The organism is Butyricimonas sp. BSD2780061689_150309_C8, from assembly GCF_015560935.1.
Lineage (GTDB): Bacteria > Bacteroidota > Bacteroidia > Bacteroidales > Marinifilaceae > Butyricimonas > Butyricimonas paravirosa.
Window position 1 is genome coordinate 18879 of the sequence record NZ_JADMSV010000014.1, and the last position, 18324, is coordinate 37202.

General features: G+C 43.5%; 14 protein-coding genes. 4 read left to right on the plus strand and 10 right to left on the minus strand.

Annotation, left to right across the window (positions count from 1 at the left end):
* The 4 genes from I2I33_RS11600 to I2I33_RS11615 form a co-directional block, all read right to left on the minus strand.
* On the minus strand, nt 1–1449 hold the full coding sequence (locus I2I33_RS11600; protein ID WP_087421984.1) for a RagB/SusD family nutrient uptake outer membrane protein: 1449 nt from the start codon (nt 1447–1449) through the stop codon (nt 1–3).
* Between the two features lie 19 nt (nt 1450–1468).
* Nucleotides 1469–4972: a SusC/RagA family TonB-linked outer membrane protein gene (locus I2I33_RS11605; RefSeq protein ID WP_162613842.1), complete on the minus strand. Its 3504-nt coding sequence runs from the start codon at nt 4970–4972 to the stop codon at nt 1469–1471.
* Between the two features lie 84 nt (nt 4973–5056).
* Nucleotides 5057–6193, minus strand: coding sequence for a FecR family protein (locus tag I2I33_RS11610; protein WP_162613843.1), 1137 nt, complete (start codon nt 6191–6193; stop codon nt 5057–5059).
* Nucleotides 6194–6261: 68 nt separating this feature from the next.
* Nucleotides 6262–6798 carry a sigma-70 family RNA polymerase sigma factor gene (locus I2I33_RS11615; protein WP_087421987.1) on the minus strand — a complete coding sequence of 179 codons (537 nt, stop codon included), beginning with the start codon at nt 6796–6798 and terminating at the stop codon, nt 6262–6264.
* Nucleotides 6799–6953: 155 nt separating this feature from the next.
* Between I2I33_RS11615 and I2I33_RS11620 the strand changes: the two genes are divergently transcribed.
* The 3 genes from I2I33_RS11620 (at nt 6954) to I2I33_RS11630 (ending at nt 9825) form a co-directional block, all read left to right on the plus strand.
* Entirely contained in the window at nt 6954–7334 is a 381-nt protein-coding gene (locus tag I2I33_RS11620) for an MmcQ/YjbR family DNA-binding protein (protein WP_087421988.1), read from the plus strand.
* A gap of 166 nt (nt 7335–7500) precedes the next feature.
* A complete protein-coding gene (locus tag I2I33_RS11625; RefSeq protein WP_087421989.1) occupies nt 7501–8040 on the plus strand; it encodes a flavodoxin family protein in 540 nt (179 codons plus the stop codon).
* Nucleotides 8041–8052: 12 nt separating this feature from the next.
* Entirely contained in the window at nt 8053–9825 is a 1773-nt protein-coding gene (locus I2I33_RS11630; RefSeq protein WP_087421990.1) for a 1-deoxy-D-xylulose-5-phosphate synthase, read from the plus strand.
* Nucleotides 9826–9891: 66 nt separating this feature from the next.
* Here the strand turns inward: I2I33_RS11630 and I2I33_RS11635 are convergent, their stop codons facing one another.
* The 6 genes from I2I33_RS11635 to I2I33_RS11660 form a co-directional block, all read right to left on the minus strand.
* The gene (locus I2I33_RS11635; protein WP_087421991.1) at nt 9892–10665 is read right to left on the minus strand and encodes a Cof-type HAD-IIB family hydrolase; all 774 of its coding nucleotides are present in this window, start codon (nt 10663–10665) and stop codon (nt 9892–9894) included.
* A 307-nt stretch (nt 10666–10972) separates the two neighbouring features.
* Nucleotides 10973–11380 (minus strand): DUF2721 domain-containing protein, encoded by a 408-nt coding sequence (locus tag I2I33_RS11640; RefSeq protein WP_027202061.1) that lies wholly within the window; start codon nt 11378–11380, stop codon nt 10973–10975.
* A gap of 10 nt (nt 11381–11390) precedes the next feature.
* On the minus strand, nt 11391–12227 hold the full coding sequence (locus tag I2I33_RS11645) for a patatin family protein (RefSeq protein WP_087421992.1): 837 nt from the start codon (nt 12225–12227) through the stop codon (nt 11391–11393).
* A complete protein-coding gene (gene zwf / locus I2I33_RS11650; protein WP_087421993.1) occupies nt 12224–13726 on the minus strand; it encodes a glucose-6-phosphate dehydrogenase in 1503 nt (500 codons plus the stop codon). Before zwf ends, I2I33_RS11645 begins: the two co-directional genes overlap by 4 nt.
* Before the next feature lie 2 nt (nt 13727–13728).
* Nucleotides 13729–15204, minus strand: coding sequence for a decarboxylating NADP(+)-dependent phosphogluconate dehydrogenase (gnd, locus tag I2I33_RS11655; RefSeq protein WP_087421994.1), 1476 nt, complete (start codon nt 15202–15204; stop codon nt 13729–13731).
* A gap of 141 nt (nt 15205–15345) precedes the next feature.
* Nucleotides 15346–16254, minus strand: coding sequence for a PLP-dependent cysteine synthase family protein (locus I2I33_RS11660; RefSeq protein ID WP_087422230.1), 909 nt, complete (start codon nt 16252–16254; stop codon nt 15346–15348).
* Nucleotides 16255–16629: 375 nt separating this feature from the next.
* On the opposite strand from I2I33_RS11660, the gene I2I33_RS11665 reads away from it, so the two are divergent.
* Nucleotides 16630–18264, plus strand: a complete 1635-nt coding sequence (locus I2I33_RS11665; RefSeq protein WP_087421995.1) for an ABC-F family ATP-binding cassette domain-containing protein — start codon at nt 16630–16632, stop codon at nt 18262–18264.
* Nucleotides 18265–18324: the final 60 nt, after the last annotated feature.

Here is an 18324-nt window from a genome sequence, read left to right on the forward strand (position 1 = left end):
TTAGTTTTGTTTCAAGTTTGGATTCTGTTTTAACACATCTTCCGGTATCGGTAGAGCAAAAAGGCTCATATCTTGCTCGAATTCCTGCAATTCACTCTCCACCAACACGTGTTTCACCGTTTTCCCGTAACGCCGCAAGTCACACCAGCGATGGTTGGTTTCCCCACACAATTCCCGACGTCTCTCGGTCAAACAATAATCCAACAACTCTTCTTTATCAACCACATCTATTTCTTTGTAAAATTCTTTATTGAAACGATTTTTCCGTAGTGTATTCAAATCAGCTAACGCAGCCTCTCGATAGGCATCATTACCCTCAATGATAAACTTTTGAGCATAAGCTTCTGCCCGGTTCAAATATAATTCTGCCGTCCGTATTCCTTGGAACCCACCAAGATCACCTTTACCTTTCGTGATCCCGATACGTTTCCAAGCTCTATTTCCCATGATATCGATCTTCCAATAAAAATAAAGAGCCCGCAAATCTTCCACCGTACGGCCCACTAAATTTGCCCATTCGCCTTTCACATACAAGCCACCCAAGTCCGAAGAAATGCTGAATGGCGGTAAAGATGCACCAGGCACTTCAAAGCCACGGTCGTATTCCCGTCCCCAAATGATTTCATCCGGAGTTTCTGTTGAATACACGCTTGCAGTCGAAGAGTTAGGTCTACTCAATGAAATGGAATTCAAATCGAATAAATCCGGTTTAACCATCAACACGGAATCAGCATAGGCCAAGGCTTTGTCCCAGTTTTCCATATACAAATACATCCGTGATAGAATTGCCTTCGCGGCTAAATGATCTATTCTGAAAAAGTTGCGTTTATACGCGTAAGTGCTTAACAAACGATTTCCTTCCAACAAATCTTTTTCAATCTGTTCGTACACTTCTTTCACCGTGTTACGAGCAAAAAAATCTCCCGTTACCGTGGCATCCAATTTCAATGGAACTCCCAAGTCCACTTCCGGATTTCCCTGATTGTAGGCTATTCCGAAAAAGTTCACTAAATGAAGATAATACCATGCCCTTAAGGTCAAGGCCTCTCCCCTTATACTTTCCCGCATATCATCGTCCCCCTTCATATCATCCAGGTAATCCAATACTAAATTACACCCCAAGATGCTGGAATAAGGCGCTTCCCAAAATCTCGCATCATATCCTCCGCCATCTTCGTCAAACATATTATCACGCCACATATACAGCCATTTTTCCCTATCATGTTGTGATTTCTCTGCCGCACTCTGTGCCCCCACACTCTCCACGTTATCGGTAAAAATCTCCGTGGCATAATAAAAATTACTCTCCTGGTACCCGTCTCCCAATAGAATCTGCTCTAAATCATTTACCATAGAAGGGCGAACCTCATCCTGGCTTCTTTCCTCCAGAAAGTCACTACATCCTGTAAGAAACAAAACTGATATTAATGAACATATTTTTCCTTTCATAACAATTTCTTTTTCAGTATTAAAAACTCAATTTCACACCAAGCGAAAAATCTTGAGAACGAGGTTGTTGTCCCAAGGCAACTTCCGGATCCCGTCCTTTAAAATCTTTACTTTTAATTTGTAGGGGATTTGTGGCTGAAAAAGATAATGTCACGCTTTTCGCAAACCCTTTAATCCATTTATCCGGCAAGTTATAGGAAAATTGAAAATCATTGAAACGAATATACCACGCGTTCACCACCCGAACATTAGAATAGGCCCACGCTTCCAAAGGATAAATCGTATCATCAGAATTTACAAACGGACGTAACGGACGACAGTTATCTCCCACGGGAATCGACGGGATATCCGTGTGTTTCTCGTCTCCCGGTTTCCGCCAACGATCCTTTAATTGAGTAGAGGCATTCTGATATTCACTTAACATCATATACCCGTTTTCGTAAGGGGAATCCAAGAATTCATAATTTCCTCTACTGATATAGAAATTCAAGGGGAATGAGAAACGTTTCCAACGGAAAACCATGTTAATCCCCAAGGTAAATGTCGGTTCGCGTGTCCCCATGTAAACCATGTATTCCGAAGCATCCTTTTCAGCCGTCGTTGTATTTGCCCGAGAGAAATCAAACTGGGGAGCTCCATTGTTCGGGTTCAGACCCGTAAATTTAAACGCCCAGAAACTTCCCACCGGATAACCTTCTTTGTTCAAAGCCCCGGATACGGCATTCTCCCAAGAGCCATTGGTTTCCAAATTAGAGTTTACCTTATTATTATTTCCGGAAAAACTGGTTCCCAAACTCCACATAAAATCTTTCGTACGAACAGGCACCACGCTCAACGTCAAATCCCATCCCTCATTCTTCACGTGACCATCATTCAAATTCATACTCGTCGTTCCGTTTTCATAAGGAACTTTCGCTTGCGTGATGACATCTGTCGTTTTCTTATAATACCAGTTAAATGTACCATTCAATTTACTCTTAAACAAAGCGAAATTAGCACCCAAATTCACGGATAACGTTTTCTCAGGCTTTAAATCAGGATTAGGAAGCTGACTCCAACTCATGACATATTCTCCCGTATTTGAGTCGATGGCTTCGATTTTAGCTATAAAGTCCGGACTAATGTTCTCAATCACGTTTCCTTGATAACCGAAACTTGCCGTGAATGAAAGATTATTCACTAAATTCTGATTTTGCATCCAAGGTTCATCTGTCACGTTCCAACGAAGTCCAGCTGACCACACCGTCTGGAATTTTCCGGAGTCTCCAAAACGATTGGAAGCATCCCCACGGAGTGAAAGGTTTATTGAATAACGGTTATCATACATATAGCTACCCGTGACATAATACGACACGTAGTTCGCTATTTGATTCGTCACTTTAGGAACGGTCCGGGCATACTTTTTATTCTCTATATTAGAATTAATCCCGTAGTTTAAAGGTACATCCGTGAAACTCTCTCCACGATCAGGCATATATCCCCAGTTCGTTTGCGAAAATCCGTCATATTTATTACTCCGAGTCTCCAAACCGGCCACGAAATTAACGGAATGAACTCCATTGAATAATTTCACGTACTCGGCTTGCAATCTGGCGGTATAATTAAAATTACGACTTTCCGTAACCGTCAGCATACCTCCGTAAGGAAGGGGTGATTGTTTATACTCATCATCCAATACACTATATTCTCCATATTCATACCCACGAATAGATGAAATATTATGAGACTGCTCAGCGAACCAAGTTTTCCCAAAAGAGGAACTCGTAGCCCCTCCTAAAGTAGCTGATAAGGTTAAACTCTCGGTCAGCAACCATCGGGCACTCAAATTCAAGTTCAAACTTTTTGCCGTATTCTCGTTTCCTGAATTTGACAATTCGTTCAATATATTGTAATTGTACCCATTCTTGTCATAGTAAAATAAATCATCCCCATCATAACAGGCTATCACCCGACTCGTGTTAATCGCATAAGAATACGGATCCACCCCAGAAGCAAAAGCCTCTGTTTCCGTATGACTACCGGACAAAGAACCATTGATGGTGAGTTTATTCCAAAATATAGCACTCAAATTTAAATTTCCCGTATATCCAACTTGTCCATTTCCTTTGGCTGTATTCTGTTGATTACGATACCCGAAAGAAGCCCGGTAAGTCGTCCGATCATCTCCACCCGAAAAACTTACAGAATGGGATTGAGAAAAAGGCGTCCGGTAAAGAATATCAAACCAATCCGTATTTACGGTTTCCAACTTTTTTACTCCCGCATGAAATTCATCCAGGCTAATTTCCCGACGTGCATACGCCAAAGCCAGCCCCGTATATCCAACAGTTTCATCCGAAATTCTTGCTCCCCGCTCAAAAGCCTCACGGGAAAGTTCCACCCGCTCTTTTGAATTCATGATCTCCATCTTATCATAGTTCAAACGAGAACTCAAAGAAAAATTTCCGGAATAATTCACCGACATCCGTCCTCTTTCTCCCTTCTTCGTGGTAATCAAAATAACACCATTCGCAGCCTTTACTCCATAGATCGCAGTTGCAGAAGCATCTTTCAGCACGGTAATATCCTCAATATCATTGGGATTCAACCACGAAATCGCACCCCCGATAAAATCTTTCATCATATCCAAATTATCATCGCTAATCGCAGCCAAAGCACTCGCCTCAAAAGGTAGGTTATCTTCCTGAATAATACCATCCACTACCCATACCGGATCGGCATTACCCACCAATGTAGAAGTTCCACGCACTCGTACTTTCTGACGGGTTCCTGTCAACCCACTCGTGTTGGTAACCATTACACCCGGTAACTTTCCCTGCAACATCTGCTCCACCGTTTCATTCCCCGTCATGATTAAATCCTCCGCTTTCACCTTCGCGTAAGCCCCGGCCATCCCTTTTTCCTTTATTACCTGATAACCGGTTACCACAACTTCTTCCAAAGCCTCGATATCTTCTTCCAATACCACATGGAGTGTATCCGTTTTTTCCGTGAAGTGAACCTGTTTGCTCTTGTATCCTACAAAGGAAAATTCTAATGTTCCTTTCAATACCGGCAATTCGATTGCAAACCATCCATTCACATCAGAAGCCATTCCCACGGTTGTTCCAACCAACTGGATCGTTGCCCCGATAATCGGATTCTTCTCCTTATCCCGAATAAATCCCTTGATAACGACAGAACTCATACCAGACTTAGTCGCTTGTTTATAGATAATAATCGTATCATCTACTCGACGCCAAGCTAAATCTGTCTTTTTCAAACATTCATTCAGAATCTCCGTGATCGTTTTTTGCTTCAAGTCAAAACTCATCCCAACATACGGCTTCAAATCATCAAGATGAAAGGCAAAAGTCTGATCACTTATTTCACGTAACCTCTCAATAACCTGACTCAATTCCGCATCTTGCATCTTCAAGTCAAATCGCCGTTCCTGCTCCTGTGCGCTCACCGTCATTCCTGACCAGACAATAAGGCAAGAAAATAGGTAGAAAAACCTTTGAACAAATCGCGTTTTTTTCATAATTTTGAATTGTAATAAATTAAAACATTTTTCTCGTACCATGAGAAAGGTTGCAAATGGGAAGTTTAACGGACTTCCCGTTTTTTATAAATTACTTTTTATTTCTATTAGCTGATTTTTTCGTTTAAAGCTTACTTTTCTAGTACTCTCAAGAATTCTCAAGACACTGTCTATGTCTTCATAACGTTTAGTCTCAATCGAAAACAGCATATCACCTGTACTTTTTTGGTCAAATTGAACTTCCAGATCATACCAATCACATAACGTCTCCATGATCTCGGACAGAGGAAGACCTTTAAAGTAAAAACGATTATTAAGCCAAGCCGTTGTCACCTTCACGTCTGCATCTTGTACCATAATCTGCTTTTGAGTTGAAGAAATAATTCCCTCTTGGCCAGGCCGGAGTATAACGGAATCATGTAAATTACTCAACCGAACGGAACCACTTAACAATGTTGCACAACTCGGTCTCTCTTTGTAACAGGAGATATTAAACTTTGTTCCTAATACCGTTACGTTATTATCTTCAAAATGAACAACGAAAGGCTTTTTCTTATCCGGAGCGACCTCAAAAAATGCCTCTCCCTCGATCCAAACCTCACGAGTTGTATCGGAAAAAGGAACCGGATAACGCAAGACAGTATTGGTATTCAAATGAACACGACTACCATCGGCTAACGCAAGAGTAAATTCGCCCTGTCTCGGTACCCGAATCGTATGCCACTCTTGCTCGACCGGAACAAGACTGTCAACCACATAAGCCAATTCTTTATCAACTTGTTGTACCCCGACATGATTTTGTTGTAAGAACTGCCCAATTCCGGTAGAATCCAAAGTATAAACTTTATCATTTACAGAAATGGTGGGAAGATTCGTTACAGAAGAAATCTGCACAGGTACATTCTCCTGCCGAGAGCGATATATCAGTAATACAGTCAGCACCGCAATACATACAGAGGCAACTGCCGCATAGCGTACTATCAAGTTCCGACGATGACTAGGCCGAGATAAAAATTTGTTTTGAAAATCTATCCATTCCTGCCGATCAGTCCGTTCGTAATTAACAGAATGAAGATTCGTCGCAATATCATCGTACAACTCTTTTAACTTCGGATTTTCCTCCAATTCTGGCTCAAGATCTTTACAATCTGCTTCCGAGTCCATCAGACGTTTAGCAAATTGTCTGGCTAAATCCATTCGTTCTTCAATTTGATGCTTCATCGTAATTTTCATTAAAATCGTCTATCATACGAAGAAGTCAAAAAAACGGGTGAATGGTCTGATAAAATTTAGATAAAATATTTTAGCAACAATAGGATTACATACTGATTTTTAATGATTTCCCTCAATTTTGCATAAACATTTTTTTTCAATGTCTTTATGGTATTGATCGTAACTTCTAGCTGATCGGCAATTTCTTGAGTAGAATAACCTTGAAGAGTCAGTAATGCAATCTGACGAGATCGATCCGGTAATTTATTTATTGATTCTCGAATAATACGATACGTTTCATTTCGGGTAATTTCATCCAAAAAGAACGTGTCGGAATAAATAGTATCCTTTAAATCTCTAATTTTATTTTCCACCACTTTCTGAAACCGTAATTGGTCGAAGCATTTATTACGGGCTGTCGTATAGAGAAAAGAGAGAATTTCTTTTTCAGTATAAGCTGGATTAAAATTATTCCAAAGGGCAAAAAAAGTATCTTGTGCAAGATCACGCGCTAATTCCCCATTCTTCAAAAAAGAATTACAAAAATCATGTATAGCTTGAAAATAATCAAGATATACAGACTCAAATTGCTTTCTTTCTTCTGACGATGGCATTAATTTCACACCCAGTTACCTCTGATTAAACGATACAAAGATAAAATTAATTTATTCATATGATCGTGAATTAGAAAAGATTCAGATTAAAAAACATCTCTTTTTGACAATAAAGAAGGAATATGTAACTTTGTATTATTCTAAAAATTGCCAACATGAACATCGAAGAATTCAGAGAATATTGCTTGTCATTGAAAGGGGTACACGAGAAGATGCCCTTCCCGAATGTTCCCGATAAATACAGCCAAGACGTTCTATGTTTTTACGTGGCAAGCAAATGGTTCTGCTTTGTAAATATCGAAGTATTTGATTTTTGCTGTATCAAATGCAATCCAGATGAAATGGAAGAATTACGAGCCACGTACATAGGCATAAAACCCGGATGGCACATGAATAAAAAACACTGGATCAGCGTTTATTTTAACCAAGACGTACCAGACAAGGAAATCAAAGAGCTGGTCAAAAAATCTTACGACATTATAGTCAAAAGCCTGACAAAGAAAGAACGGGAGGCATTAGCAAATTCTGAGGAATAAAATCTTTCTATTCCTCCCCTTATTCTCTATCACAAATAGCAAAATCTGTAATTTTGGTATGCATCTCTGTAATTTATATACAAATGAAATGACAGAGGCAATGTAATTTTGTAGCATAAAATTATGAACACAACATACTAGAATAATCATTATAAAAAATCATATTATGGCAAAAAGAATTTTAATCCTTTCTTCCAGTCCTCGAAAAGGCGGAAACTCCGACACCTTGTGCGACGAATTTCTGCGGGGAGCTAAAGAAGCGGGAAATGACGTTGAAAAGATTTTCTTACGAGATAAAAAGATTAATTACTGCACGGGATGCAGCACGTGTAGCCTGCATCATAAACCTTGCCCGCAAAAGGATGATGCCGCGGAGATCATTGACAAGATGGTGGCTGCAGATGTTATCGTCATGGCAACACCCGTCTATTTCTACACGATGAGTGCCCAGATGAAAACCTTGATTGACCGGTGCTGTGGTCTCTACACGGAAATGAACGACAAAGAGTTCTATTTTATCGTCACGGCGGCAGAAGATGATAAAGAAAAAATGATGCGCACCGTGGACACGTTCCAAGGATTTCTTGATTGCCTAGAGAATCCTACCATCAAAGGGGTGGTCTTCGGACTAGGCGTATGGCACGTCGGAGAAATCAAAGGAAACCCGGCTATGCAGGAAGCATACGAAACAGGAAAACGAGTATAAATTTATAAAACTATGTATCTAGAAAACATTAACTCTCCGGAAGACGTGAAACGTCTTTCCATTGAAAATTTAAATATACTGGCGGATGAGATTCGCCACGCTTTACTAACCAAACTAAGCGCTCATGGCGGACATATCGGTCCTAACCTGGGAATGGTTGAGGCCACGATAGCCCTACACTACGTGTTCAACTCGCCAGTGGACAAAATCGTGTATGATGTGTCGCATCAAAGTTATGCCCACAAGATGTTAACCGGACGTAAGGATGCCTTTCTTCACGCGGAAGAGTACGACGAGGTAACCGGTTATACCAACCCACGGGAAAGCAAGCACGATTTCTTTACGATCGGTCACACGTCAACTTCCGTGAGTCTTGCCTGCGGGTTAGCCAAAGCCAGAGACCTGAAGGGAGATCGTGAAAATATTATCGCCGTGATCGGTGACGGTTCTCTAAGTGGTGGAGAGGCCTATGAAGGATTAAGTAATGCGGGAGAAACAGGTACCAATTTGATCGTGGTAGTCAACGACAATGAAATGTCTATTGCCGAAAATCATGGTGGTTTGTACCAAAACTTGAAAGTCTTGAGAGACTCTGACGGGCAAGCGCCTTGCAATTTTTTCAAGTCTCTCGGGCTTGATTACATCTACGTGAAAGAGGGTAACGACATTACCGCTTTGATACACGCCTTCACACGGGTAAAAGACGTTTATCATCCCGTGGTCGTGCATATCCACACGCTAAAAGGGAAGGGATACACTCCTGCGGAAACCTACAAAGAAAGATTCCACTGGGGTATGCCGTTCAACCTAGAGACCGGGCAACCGTTATCTAACGGGGGAAACACGGAAGATTATTGCAATCTGACAGGAAAATTCCTGCTAGAACAAATGCAGAAAGACCCTACGGTGGTAGCTATTTCCTCGGGAACACCCGCAGTAATCGGTTTAAATTCCGAACGCAGACAACAAGCCGGAAAACAATTCGTTGATGTGGGGATCGCCGAGGAACATGCCGTAGCTCTCGCATCCGGAATCGCTGCTAATGGCGGGAGACCCGTGTACGGTGTTTACAGCACGTTTATCCAGCGGTGCTATGACCAATTGTCACAAGATTTGTGTATCAACCGGAACCCGGCAGTTATTTCGGTGTTCCTTGGCGGCTCTGCCGGGATGAATGATGAAACACACCTCGGATTCTTTGATATTCCACTTATCAGCAATATTCCAAATATCGTGTACTTGGCCCCGACTTGCAAAGAGGAATATTTCGCCATGTTGGAATGGGGTATCAAACAAACGACACATCCCGTAGCCGTTCGTGTTCCGGGGCCAGTTGTCATCGAAAGCGGTGAGACCTTTGACACGGATTACAGCGAATTAAACCGTTATAAAATTACCTGTCAAGGGGAACGGGTGGCCATCATCGCACTTGGAAATTTCTACCCGCTGGGAGAGTCCGTGCGTCGAAAGTTGCAAGAGGCAACCGGAGTCCAAGCCACACTGATCAATCCTCGTTATATCACGGGACTTGACAAACAGATGCTGGAAGATTTAAAGGTTAATCACCAGCTGGTGATCACGCTGGAAGACGGCGTACTGGATGGCGGTTTCGGGGAAAAGATTGCCCGCTATTACGGGGATTCCGAGATGAAGGTCAAGAACTACGGTCTGAAGAAAGAATTTGCCGATCGCTTTGTTCTGGAAGAACTATTAAAAGAAAATCATCTGACAGACACGCAGATCACGAATGAGATTCGGGAAATCATAGATAAAAAACAAGACTAAATCAATACTACCCCCTCCAACTCCCCCTTACACAGGGGGAGTTAGTAGGGGTAGTTATTTAAACAGCTAAATCACCCCGAAATGCCGTAAAGCCTTTTCAATTCCATCCTCATCCACGGAATCGGTAACATAATCCGCTGCCAGCTTTACTTCATCTTCCGCATTTCCCATAGCCACCCCGATCCCGACATGTTTCAACATAAGGACATCATTTCCTCCATCCCCGAAAGCCATTGATTCCTCCAACGATATTCCAAAATAATCCAACATTTTATCTACCCCCACTTGCTTACTACTTCCTTTCGGAATAACATCCGAGAACAATGGATTCCAGCGGGTAGCCTCGCAATGAGGCATGGCAGCCATAATCGCTTTCTCCTGTTCTTTCGTGAAAAATGCCACCAACTGGAAAACCTCTCCTTCGACAGCCTCCCGTAAAGGCAGACTAGGCGGTTGCGGGAAATTCAGTAAACGAAAAATCTCGTTCGTCCGTTCGTTCGTGTAATTGATATAAAATGTATTTTCATGCACAAAAATACAGGGAAAACTCTCTTGTTCTTCCATGTATCGCACTAAAGAAACCATATCTTCCGACGGCATACTATGTTTATAAATCACTTTCTCCCCCACGATACAATAGCCCCCGTTTAAAGTAACATAACCGTCAAATTGCAAGTCTTCTAAATTATTAATAGCCAACAATTGCCTCCCACTCGCAATGAATACCCGAATACCTTTGGCACGCAAAATAGCAATTGCTCTCTTCGTAGAATCCGGAACCCGATGTGTCTTAAAGCTAACCAACGTCCCGTCAATATCAAAAAATACAGCTTTTATCATATCATCCTAATTTCAACGCGAAAATACAGATTTACACAACAATTCTCATTGACCTAAATCAAAATTATAGGAAGAAGAAAACAGTCGGGAATGATATGGTATCGAAAAGAAGGCAGTATTTCTAGTTTTGGTGTGATGATCTCTGCCGGAAGCCGACTGTTTTCTAAAGTTCTAATTTGTCTTCTTGACAAAGTTAAAGCATTTATTCCAATATTGCAATAATTTGAATCTTTTTTTTCAACGAAATTATCACAGTACAGCAACATCATGACAAATTCATCATACATACAACAATAGATTACTCCTTTTATTTCTTCTCTTCCTCCGGGGTCACGTTATCTAACCTAAATTCCAACGCCTTCACCGAAATCAATATCTCTTTCACGGAAATTCCCAATGAAATCACCAACAGCAACAAGGCCACACCGAACGTGTAAACAGCCAAGGTTTGTAGACCGATATAGATAAAAAAGGTACAAACCACGCAAAGCAATAAACTGATCACTCCGTAAATTTGCATCGATCTAGCCATGTAAAGCCGCTTCCGTAAATTATCCAGTTGCAATTTGGTCATCGCACTCGGCCGATTCTCATGTTCTCCCTTCAAATTCCGGATCACTTGGGCATACGCCAGAAAACGATTCGTATAAGCCAGCATGATCAACGATATAGCCGAGAATAAAATAGAAGGTGTTGTCAATGTAAGCTCTTCCATAACCGCAATATTAAATACTAAATACTTTACGGGCACATTCGTACCCCTGATTATACAAGTCCGTTAATTTCGTCACGTCTTGTTCGATCCGATCCACCTCCAACGGTTTCTCCGGACGAATCAAGATTACTTTTTTCTCCCGTTCCAACTGTTCCAAAAAATCAAGCGTCTCGTTATAACGTTTATTCTTTATCCTCAAGCTCTCCCGTAATGCCGGATATTTACGATACATAAACCAAGGCAATGATTTCTCTTTTTCATCTTTCCGGTAACCTTTATTACGAGTTAGGATCACCACGTTACGATCGAATCCGTCAGCTATTGCTTTCCGGATCGGGATGGCATCACAGATTCCCCCGTCCAGCATGGGCTCCTCGTCCACGTAAGAGATCGGACAAACAAAAGGCAGACTGCAAGAGGCCCGACAAATATTCAGCAAACGTACCGGATCATGCTTTTCCTCGAAATAATTCGCCTCTCCCGTCCTACAATTACTCGTCACCATCACGAAACGCTCCGGAGAAGCAAAGTAAGTATCATAATCGTACGGGATAATCCGGGTCGGGAATTCATCAAAAATAAGGTCAAAATCCATGATACTCCGTTTCGTGAAAAAATAACGGAAACCGATATAATGGTACTTATCCAACAAATCAATATTACACGTCTTCGCCCGCCCCCGCTGACGGGAGGCATAGGAAAGCCCGTTACACGCCCCGGCAGAAACTCCGATCGTGTAAGGGAAATAAACCTTTTTATCCATCAAGAAATCTAACGCCCCGGCAGTAAATACGCCTCTCATTCCACCACCTTCAAGTACTAATCCCGTATGTGCATCTAATATCATAACCAACAAACATTTTTATCTTCTTTCGAAACAGGTGGAGCCACGTCCCACACATCACTCAAATCCGGCCCTTCACTTCCGGCGGTATACGTTCGCAAATGTTCTCCCGGATGTTCCCGCCAATAGTTCACGATCGGATCGATAAACTTCCAACTGGCCTCCAAGGCATCATCCCGCGTGTAAAGCATCGAATCTCCCTGCATGGCATCCAGCAACAAACGCTCGTAGGCTCCCGGCAGATAATTGTTACAAAGCGAGGCATACAGGAAATCCATCCCCACTTGTTTCACCGTAAAGCCGCCACCCGGCATTTTCAACCCAAACTTCAACATCACCCCTTCATCCGGTGTCATACGAATAATCAACTGATTACAAGACGAACCCTCACATTGTCCCTGAAATAACTTATGCGGCGTGGATTTGAAATGAATTACCACCCCGGAACGCTTGTTTTTCAAACGCTTGCCCGTGTATATATAAAACGGCACATGACTCCACCGCCAGTTGTCAATAAAAACTTTCAACGCCACGTAAGTCTCCATATCGGAATTCGGGGCAACATCTTTTTCCTGCAAATATCCAACCACGGGCTGCCCTTTCGATTCTCCGGCCACGTATTGCGCCCGGACAACATTACGAGGAATATCCTCCCCTTTCCATTGGCGAAGTGAACGTAACACCTTTACCGTCTCGTCCCGAATCACCTCCGGTTCCATCGTCGCCGGGGATTCCATAGCCACGAAAGCCAACAACTGCATCAGATGGTTCTGCACCATATCCCGCAAAGCCCCCGTTGTCTCGTAATATTTCCCCCGGTTCTCGATTCCAAGCGATTCCAAGGCGTATATCTCCACGTAATCCACGTAGTTCCGGTTCCACAAGGACTCGAATATCTCGTTCGCGAAACGCAAAACCAATATATTCTGTACCGTCTCCTTCCCCAAAAAGTGGTCTATTCGATAAATCTCCTGTTCACAGAATACCTGCAACAAGGATTGATCCAATTCTTTCGCAGTCTCCAAACTCGTCCCGAAAGGTTTTTCCACCACAATCCTGTGCCACCCGCCCCGTTCCTTAACACCAAACAAGCAACTTCTCCCGATATATTTCGTGATTGCCTGTTGCGAATTCGGAGGGGTTGCCAGATAATATACCACCCGCATCGGGATGGCATTTTCCTCCATCAAAAACATCACCCGCTCTCCCAACTCATCGGCTCCTTCCACGGGATCAAAAGGTTGGTAGTACACTTTCTGTAAAAAACGATCCACCTCTTCCCCGTTCAATCCCTTATCCCCTTTCAACTCCTGCAACATCGAACGGATAGACAAACGGAACTCGTCATCACTCATGGATTTCCTCGAAGTTCCCAAAATAACAAAACGTTCCGGCAACATCTGCCGCACGTGTAACTCGTATAAAGAGGGCATCAACATTCGTTTGGTTAAATCACCCGATGCCCCGAATATGACTAATACCTGATCCTCCGGTCTATTCATAATTACACATTATAAGTTCCTGAAACCGTCTTTCCACCTTTTCCCGTCCAGTCGGTATGGAAAAACTTACCCCTTTCGGCATCCGTACGTTCGTAAGTATGGGCCCCGAAATAATCCCGTTGCGCCTGTATCAGATTCGCCGCGGAAGTAAAATTACGTAACCCGTCAAAATAACTCAATGCCGAGAAGAAACAAGGTGCCGCAATACCATTAAACACGCAATCCACGACCACCCCCCGCAAAGCCGGCAAGGCATTTTCCATTCTCTCGTGGAAAAAAGCATCGAATAACAGGTTCTGCAATCCCGGACTCTTCGTAAATGCTTGGGTAATCCTCTCCAAAAATACAGAGCGAATGATACATCCCTTTCTCCATATTTTAGCGATTGTCCCGTAATCCAGATTCCAACCATTTCGCTCGGAGGCCCTGCGCATCAAGGAAAATCCCTGCGCGTAAGAGATCAGTTTCGCCGCGTACAAGGCATCCCTCACCGCCTCGATTCCGGAAGTGTTCAAGGTAATGCAAGCCTCCATATCCCCCACCTTACCCGAGGGGTACTGCACGGACGCTCTCTCTCTTTCGTTCACCAAGGACGACATGAAACGGGCAAACACCGCCTCCGACACCAGCGTCAACGGGTCCCCCTCATCCAAGGCCGCCATCACACTCCATTTTCCCGTTCCCTTCTGCCCGGCCACATCCAGAATATGATCCAACAAATAGTCTCCGTTCTCTTCCTTGTAATGCAGAATATGTGAAGTAATCTCGATCAAAAAGCTATTCAGTTCTCCCCGGTTCCACAACTCAAAAATATCTCCCAAGCCGTCGTTATCCAACCCGGTTCTTTTCTTCAACATGGAATACGCCTCCGCGATCAGTTCCATATCCCCGTACTCGATCCCGTTATGTACCATCTTCACGTAATGCCCTGCCCCGCCGGGACCGATCCATTCGCAACAAGGAGAACCGTCTTCCAATTTTGCCGCAATCGACTGTAATATATCTTTCACTAGTGGCCAAGCCGTCACGGAACCTCCCGGCATGATAGAAGGCCCGTTCAACGCACCCTCCTCTCCCCCGGAAATTCCGGCTCCAATAAAATAGAGGCCCTTCTCTTCCAACATTTTCACCCGACGTTCCGTGTCGTGGTAATCCGAATTTCCCCCGTCAATAATAACGTCCCCCGGAGAAAGCCACGGGAGTAACTGCCCGATCAACTCGTCAACCGGATCCCCGGCCTTCACCATTAACATGATCTTCCGCGGCAAGCGTATGGACTCCACGAACTCTTCAATCGTATAGGTCCCGTGGAAACGCTTTCCCTTCCCTCGCCCTTCCACGAAACGGGTTACCACACTTTCTCGGTCCGGGTGAACCCGGTTGTAAACAGAGACCGTGTACCCTTTACTTTCCAAGTTCAAAGCCAAATTCTCTCCCATTACCGCCAATCCGATCAATCCTATATCTGATATTTCCATCATAACAATAATTTATTCGTAACTCTATTGTACGACTATTCCTTTTAATTTGTTCTTAAATATTATAACAAAATTTACACTCGCAGAACATCCTACAAAAAGAGAGCCAAAATTGATCGGTAAACAGAAAATCCCTGACTCTTAATAATCTACCAAATTCCCGAACATCGAAGTACTCAGATACTTTTCTGCCCTATCGGGGAAAATAACTACAATATTGCCCGCATCTATCTGTTCTGCGGTCTTCAGAGCTGCCACCATGGCAGCCCCGCTACTCATCCCGGCAAAAATACCTTCCCAGACAATAATCTCACGAGCCATGGCAATAGCCTCCTCGCTCTCCACCATCACCTGTATATCTATCCGGGAGGGATCGTAAATAGCCGGAACAATCGCCTCCTCCATATTCTTTAGACCTTGAATGTAATGCCCCTTCACGGGATGCGCAGACACGACTTTTATATCCGGCTTACATCTTTTCAAGAAACGGGATATTCCCATGATTGTCCCCGACGTTCCCAAGGCACTCACCAAGTAATCTATCTCCCCCTCCATCTGTTGCCAGATCTCGATGGCCGTGTTCTCGTAATGTGCCTGATAATTCCCGGCATTACTGAACTGGTCGGGCATGAAATATTTTCCGGGGTTTTCTTCCACAAGTTGATGCGCCTTCCGAATAGCACCATCCGTCCCCTCCGCCGCAGGAGTCAGAATGACCTTGCCCCCATACGAACGGATAATCTTTCTTCGCTCCACGGACACCGCCTCACTCATCACAATCTCCACGGGATAACCTTTCACGATACCGATAATAGCCAAACCGATCCCCGTGTTCCCGGAAGTCGGTTCGATAATGGTTTTACCGGGTATCAAACGCCCCTCCCGCTCAGCCTGTTCGATCATCTGCAAGGCGATACGATCTTTAATACTACCCGTGGGATTAAATCCCTCCAACTTGGCGAAAATATTCACGTTCGGGTTCTGACCGAGACGATTAATACGCACCATAGGTGTATGCCCTATGGTTTCAAGAATGTTCTTCTTTACCAACATGATCATTTTTGATTTATGATTTACGATTTTAGATTACACTCCCCACCCGCCGGTCTGAACACACCAAACCTACCGGAGAGACAATCACTGCCTACCGAAAAACGTTTATAGAAATATAAATGGCAGGATTAAAGACAACAACAACAGCAACAACAAGCACGGCCCATTCCTTTGAAAGATTCAAAGTTCGTTCCCCTCACTTGAAATTGACGATTAGAAATAAATGTTGTCTTCATAAACTTCAGATTTATAATTTATCAAACGACTTGTAATCGTTCATATCGCAAATATAAACAAATTATCTTATCTTCGCACCGCTATTTGAAAATGTAAATTCATTTTCAATTTTCAACTTTCAATTTTCAATTAAATATGATTTCAGTAGACGGATTAACAGTAGAATTTGGAGACAGAGCGCTTTTTAAAGATATTTCATTTGTTATTAACGACAAAGACAGGATTGCCCTCATGGGAAAGAATGGGGCAGGTAAATCCACGTTATTAAAAATTCTAGCGGGAGAACGCCAAGCCTCCCGGGGAAATATCTCCTACCCAAAGGAAACTGTTATTGCTTACCTACCGCAACATTTAATGACCCATAACGAAAGAACCGTTTTCGACGAAACGGCACAGGCATTCGCCCACCTTTTCGAGATGGAGAAAGAGATTGAACGGTTGAATCAACAACTCACCGAAAGAACGGACTACGATTCTCCAGAGTATTACAAACTCATTGAAGACGTATCCGCACTCAGCGAGAAGTTTTACAGTATTGATTCCACGCATTACGAGGCGGATGTTGAAAAGGTATTGCTGGGACTCGGATTCCAACGGGAAGATTTCAACCGCCCGACAGCCGATTTCAGTGGAGGTTGGCGTATGCGTATCGAGTTGGCTAAAATGTTGCTTAAAAACCCGGACGTGTTACTACTTGACGAGCCTACCAACCACCTTGACATTGATTCGATTCAATGGCTGGAAGACTTCCTCGTGAATAACGGAAAAGCTGTCGTCGTGATCTCCCACGACCGGACATTTGTTGACAACATCACCACCCGAACGATCGAGGTCACCATGGGCCGCATTTACGATTACAAGGTAAATTACTCCCAATACCTCGTACTACGCCAAGAACGACGCATACAGCAACAAAAGGCCTATGACGAACAGCAAAAGATGATTGCCGAGACGAAAGAATTTATCGAGCGTTTTAAGGGGACCTATTCCAAGACCTTACAGGTACAATCCCGCGTGAAGATGTTGGAGAAACTGGAAATATTGGAAGTTGACGAGGAAGACACGTCCGCACTGAGACTGAAATTCCCGCCCGCCCCGAACTCCGGTAAATACCCGGTGATCGCAGAAGAGCTTACGAAAGACTATGACGGACACATCGTGTTCCAAGATGCCCACTTCACGATTGAGAAGGGAGAGAAAGTCGCTTTCGTCGGTCGTAACGGGGAAGGAAAGTCCACGCTAGTAAAATGTATCATGGGTGAAATCCCCTATACCGGAAAACTGACATTGGGATACAACGTGAAGATCGGCTATTTCGCCCAAAACCAAGCCTCTCTCATGGACGAAAGTCTTACCGTTTTCCAGACCATCGATGACGTAACTCCCATGGATCTGAAACACAAAATCAAGGATATGCTGGGAGCTTTCATGTTCAGCGGTGACGACATCGACAAAAAGGTGAAAGTTCTGTCCGGTGGAGAGCGTACCCGATTGGCCATGATCAAGTTGTTGCTCTCTCCCGTGAACCTGTTGATTCTCGACGAGCCGACCAACCATCTCGACCTCCGTACCAAGGACATCCTGAAAAATGCCTTGAAAGAGTTCGATGGCACCTTGATCGTCGTGTCCCACGACCGTGATTTCCTCACCGGACTCGTCCACAAGGTCTACGAATTCGGTAACAAGAAAGTAAAGGAACACTTAGAAGACATCCAAGGTTTCTTGCGGAAAAAGAAAATGGAAAACCTCCGGGAAATCGAACGTAAATAGCATCCACAAACCTGTAACTTATCAACTTGAAACTCGCAACTCGCCATAGGCGAAAAAAGA

Coding starts and splice junctions, on each gene's coding strand:
- I2I33_RS11645 (WP_087421992.1), bottom strand. CDS start 12,227: ATGATATTAGATGCACATACGGGATTAGTACTTGAAGGTGGTGGAATG.
- I2I33_RS11640 (WP_027202061.1), bottom strand. CDS start 11,380: ATGGAAGAGCTTACATTGACAACACCTTCTATTTTATTCTCGGCTATA.
- I2I33_RS11665 (WP_087421995.1), top strand. CDS start 16,630: ATGATTTCAGTAGACGGATTAACAGTAGAATTTGGAGACAGAGCGCTT.
- I2I33_RS11615 (WP_087421987.1), bottom strand. CDS start 6,798: ATGCCATCGTCAGAAGAAAGAAAGCAATTTGAGTCTGTATATCTTGAT.
- I2I33_RS11635 (WP_087421991.1), bottom strand. CDS start 10,665: ATGATAAAAGCTGTATTTTTTGATATTGACGGGACGTTGGTTAGCTTT.
- I2I33_RS11610 (WP_162613843.1), bottom strand. CDS start 6,193: ATGAAGCATCAAATTGAAGAACGAATGGATTTAGCCAGACAATTTGCT.
- gnd (WP_087421994.1), bottom strand. CDS start 15,204: ATGGAAATATCAGATATAGGATTGATCGGATTGGCGGTAATGGGAGAG.
- zwf (WP_087421993.1), bottom strand. CDS start 13,726: ATGAATAGACCGGAGGATCAGGTATTAGTCATATTCGGGGCATCGGGT.
- I2I33_RS11630 (WP_087421990.1), top strand. CDS start 8,053: ATGTATCTAGAAAACATTAACTCTCCGGAAGACGTGAAACGTCTTTCC.
- I2I33_RS11620 (WP_087421988.1), top strand. CDS start 6,954: ATGAACATCGAAGAATTCAGAGAATATTGCTTGTCATTGAAAGGGGTA.
- I2I33_RS11625 (WP_087421989.1), top strand. CDS start 7,501: ATGGCAAAAAGAATTTTAATCCTTTCTTCCAGTCCTCGAAAAGGCGGA.
- I2I33_RS11600 (WP_087421984.1), bottom strand. CDS start 1,449: ATGAAAGGAAAAATATGTTCATTAATATCAGTTTTGTTTCTTACAGGA.
- I2I33_RS11605 (WP_162613842.1), bottom strand. CDS start 4,972: ATGAAAAAAACGCGATTTGTTCAAAGGTTTTTCTACCTATTTTCTTGC.